Annotated in this window: 4 protein-coding genes and 4 tRNA genes; all 8 read left to right on the top strand. The window is 40.7% G+C overall.

The window, feature by feature from the left end; all coding sequences use genetic code 11:
* Positions 1 to 463 (top strand): cell envelope integrity protein TolA (tolA, locus tag H5117_RS20145; RefSeq protein ID WP_182739003.1); only part of this gene is annotated, 463 nt, incomplete at its 5' end.
* 9 nt (positions 464 to 472) lie between these two features.
* A complete protein-coding gene (gene tolB / locus H5117_RS20150) occupies positions 473 to 1,831 on the top strand; it encodes a Tol-Pal system beta propeller repeat protein TolB (RefSeq protein WP_138488837.1) in 1,359 nt (452 codons plus the stop codon).
* Between the two features lie 34 nt (positions 1,832 to 1,865).
* A complete protein-coding gene (gene pal, locus H5117_RS20155; protein WP_002960636.1) occupies positions 1,866 to 2,408 on the top strand; it encodes a peptidoglycan-associated lipoprotein Pal in 543 nt (180 codons plus the stop codon).
* 13 nt (positions 2,409 to 2,421) lie between these two features.
* A complete protein-coding gene (ybgF, locus tag H5117_RS20160) occupies positions 2,422 to 3,171 on the top strand; it encodes a tol-pal system protein YbgF (protein ID WP_033021320.1) in 750 nt (249 codons plus the stop codon).
* Between the two features lie 226 nt (positions 3,172 to 3,397).
* Positions 3,398 to 3,473 (top strand) — tRNA-Lys (locus H5117_RS20165).
* A 70-nt stretch (positions 3,474 to 3,543) separates the two neighbouring features.
* A tRNA-Lys gene (locus H5117_RS20170) sits at positions 3,544 to 3,619 on the top strand.
* A gap of 84 nt (positions 3,620 to 3,703) precedes the next feature.
* Positions 3,704 to 3,779 (top strand) — tRNA-Lys (locus tag H5117_RS20175).
* A gap of 85 nt (positions 3,780 to 3,864) precedes the next feature.
* Positions 3,865 to 3,940 (top strand) — tRNA-Lys (locus H5117_RS20180).
* Positions 3,941 to 3,984 lie beyond the last annotated feature (44 nt).

Raw genomic sequence — 3,984 nt, forward strand, 5'->3', positions numbered from 1 at the left:
CAAACGCAAAGCTGAAGAAGAAGCGCTTAAAAAAGCAGAAGCTGAGCGCAAAAAGCGTGAAGAGGAAGCAAAAGAGCGTGCTGCTGAAGCCGAACGTAAACGCCAGCAAGCAATGCAAGAGCAAATGTTACAAGAGCAACTTGCCAAAGAGCAGGCTGCCCGTAGTAAAATACGTCAGCAACAAGTGGTGAGCGAAGTTGATAAGTACCGTGCATTAATTATGGCGCGTATTCAGCAAAACTTACTGATTGATGAAAAAATGAAAAACCAACAGTGCCGAGTTAATATTCGTTTGGGCTTTAATGGTTTAGTAACGCAAGTTAAATCATTAGGTGGCGACAAGTTAGTATGTGAAGCTGCATTAAGAGCAGTGCGCATGGCTGACACATTACCGGTATCTAAAGATAAAGACGTATTCGAAAAACTTAAGAATATTAATTTAACAATCAAGCCAGAATTTTAAAGGAATGATATGTTCAACAAAATAAAAATAGCCTGTTTAGTTTTACTGTTTGGGTTTACGGGTGTTGCTAATGCAGCGCTTGAAATTGTAATAACAGAAGGTGTAGACGGTGCAAGGCCTATTGCCATTGTACCTTTTAAATACCAAGGTGTTGGTCCAATTCCTGAAAAGCTAAGTGGTGTTATTGCTGCCGATTTAATGCGCAGTGGTAAGTTTAAACCTGTTGATGTGGCGCAAATGCCGCAACAGCCAAGTAAAGATGGCGAAATTGATTATGCGTCTTGGGTTAATAAAGGTGTTGAAGCTGTTCTTGTTGGTGAGGTTGAACAACAAACTGATGGGCGTTATTTAGTTCGTTATGAGTTAGTTGATGTGATTCGCGGCCAAATTACCGGTGGCAATACGCAAATGATGAGTAACGGTAAGTTAGTTAAAAGCCAAGATCATATTTTAGAAGCGCGTGAAAGTGTTATTGGCGAGAGTGGTTTTCGTCGTTATTCACACCGCATTAGTGATGTTATTTATGAAAAGCTAACGGGTGAAAAGGGCGCGTTTTTAACTAAAATTGCATATGTAATAGTACGTGATAACGAGCCTAAACCTTATCAACTAGTCGTTGCTGATTACGATGGTTTTAACGAACAGGTATTACTTCGTTCAAAAGAACCATTAATGTCGCCAGCATGGTCACCAAATGGTACTAAACTAGCGTATGTAACGTTTGAAAACCGTCAAAGCCAAATTTACATTCAAGATATATACACAGGTAAGCGTGAAATAATAGCAAGCTACCGTGGTATTAATGGTGCACCGCAGTTTTCGCCAGATGGTAAAAAGCTATTATTAGTGCTTTCTAAGGATAAGACGGGTGCGACAGAAGTTTACATGCTTGACCTTGCTACACGTAAAGAAACACGCTTAACAAATCACCGTAGCATAGATACTGAGCCATCTTGGTACCCTAATGGCCAAGATATTGTGTTTACATCTGAAAGGGGTGGTAATGCTCAGATTTATAAGTTAAATTTAAAAACAGGTAGGTCACAACGACTCACCTTTGATGGTGATATGAACCTTGCTGGTTCTATAACACCAGATGGAAAAGAATTAGTGATGGTTAACCGTACCAACGGGCAGTACCATCTTGCTAAGAAAGAGCTGGCTACAGGTGCGTTTCAAGTATTAACGAGAACACGCCTAGATGAATCACCGAGCATAGCGCCAAATGGTTCGATGATTATATACAGCACGCTCCATAATAATAAACAGGTACTTGCGCTAGTATCGATGGACGGCCGCTTTAAAGCACGGTTACCTGTGCTAGACGGACAAGTAAAGGCACCAGCTTGGTCGCCATACTTACAGTAATATTACTGGTTTACTCAAAATAGGAATCTACTCAATGCAACTTAACAAAATACTTAAAGGCCTGCTAATTGCTGTGCCAGTAATGACATTAGCAGCTTGTAGCTCATCTTCTGATATTGATGAAGGTGCTGCAAACCAATCAAATCAAGGCGTTGTTGAGCAATCAACTAACACTGATACAGTTGAAGTAGCTACAATCTCTCCTGAGCAACAAGCAGAAGAGCAACTTCGTCAAAAGTACGAAGCACTACGTCAAGAGCAAGTAATTTACTTTGACTTTGATAAAGCGACTGTTGAAGGTAAGTACGCTGATTTACTTCGTGCACATGCTGAGTTTTTAGTTCAAAACCCATCAGTTAAAGTACTAATTGAAGGCCACGCAGATGAGCGCGGTACTCCAGAGTACAACATTGCACTAGGTGAGCACCGTGGCCAAGCAGTTGAAAAATACCTATTAAGCTTAGGTGTTTCAGCTAGCCAAATGTCAGTGGTAAGCTACGGTGAAGAGAAGCCAATGGTTAAATCTCGCACTGAATCAGCTTTCGCTAAAAACCGCCGTGCGGTACTAGTTTACTAAGATAAGAGATATTATGAAGCCGAAAATTATTTTGGCAGCCATGATATTGAGCGGGAGCACCCAGTTAATGGCTGCTCCCGCTCCTGTTTCAGAAGCTGCAAGTTCACAATCAAGTATTGAGAAGCGATTAGCGTCGCTTGAGAATATGATGCAGTCGCGTAACTTTTTACAAGTAGAGTTACAGCAACAACTTAACTTGTTACAAGACGAAGTAAGTCAAATTCGCGGTGTAACTGAAGAGCAAAGCTACAAACTTGAAAAAGTACTGCAGCGTCAGCGTGAGTTGTATCAAGAGATTGAAAACCGCGTGAGCCAGGCTTATACACAGCCAACAGCAGCTCCAGTAGTCGATCAGGCGCAGCCAAACGATGCACAGAGCTACAGCAGTGACTTATCTGAAAATGAAGCGTACGAGCGTGCTGTTGCGTTAATAATGAAAGATAAACGTTATGATCAAGCGATTCCTGAATTTCAAACGTTTTTGACTACCTATCCAAACTCTGTATATGCGTCTAACGCGCATTATTGGTTAGGGCAGTTGCTTACTATTAAAAATGATGGCGTAAAAGCGGTGGAGCATTTTAAAGTGGTTGTTAACGAATTTCCAAATTCTAATAAACGCCCTGATGCAATGCTAAAGTTAGGCACACTTTTACAAGATCAAGGTTCAGCGGCGCAAGCACAAAAAATATTGAGCGATCTTATCAATCAATACCCAAGTACTACCGCTGCAAAACTAGCAACTGATCGTTTGGGAAACTAAAGTTCACCAGCGATTAAATTTCTAGTTAAGGCGAGCAAACTACATGGAAACTCTCGAAGAATCTTGGATTTGCATGTAGTTTGAGCACAAACGGTTTAATTTTGTGCATCTAGACATAAAAACTTAAAAAAAGAGACAATTTCGGTTGCACTCATTTTATAAATAAGTATTATAAGCGCCCGCAGCAAACGAATGGTTACCCCACTCGAAATGCGACAAAAAGAGCGGGTTATTAGCTCAGTTGGTAGAGCAGTTGACTTTTAATCAATTGGTCGATGGTTCAAATCCATCATAACCCACCATTCTTTGAATGGTCTTTTATCGGCGGATTTACGTACAATACTAAGTTGTTATAAAACGCAACGTCAGAGCGGGTCATTAGCTCAGTTGGTAGAGCAGTTGACTTTTAATCAATTGGTCGATGGTTCAAATCCATCATGACCCACCATTCTTTATTCCTTGTGAATACGGTTTGGCATCAATCGGCGGATTTACGTAAGCTTTAACTTAGTAATAAGTTAGCAACTGGAATGGGTTATTAGCTCAGTTGGTAGAGCAGTTGACTTTTAATCAATTGGTCGATGGTTCAAATCCATCATAACCCACCATTCTTTATTCCTTGTGAATAATGACTGGTTCCAATCGGCGGATTTACGCAAAGTAGTAAGTTGCATTTAAACGTAACAATAGAGCGGGTCATTAGCTCAGTTGGTAGAGCAGTTGACTTTTAATCAATTGGTCGATGGTTCAAATCCATCATGACCCACCATTCTTTATTCCTTGTGAATACGGTTTGGCATCAATCGGCGGATT

Source organism: Pseudoalteromonas sp. SG45-1 (genome assembly GCF_014164135.1).
In the GTDB taxonomy this organism is placed as follows: Bacteria; Pseudomonadota; Gammaproteobacteria; order Enterobacterales; family Alteromonadaceae; genus Pseudoalteromonas; species Pseudoalteromonas distincta.

Coding starts and splice junctions, on each gene's coding strand:
- tolB (WP_138488837.1), top strand. CDS start 473: ATGTTCAACAAAATAAAAATAGCCTGTTTAGTTTTACTGTTTGGGTTT.
- pal (WP_002960636.1), top strand. CDS start 1,866: ATGCAACTTAACAAAATACTTAAAGGCCTGCTAATTGCTGTGCCAGTA.
- ybgF (WP_033021320.1), top strand. CDS start 2,422: ATGAAGCCGAAAATTATTTTGGCAGCCATGATATTGAGCGGGAGCACC.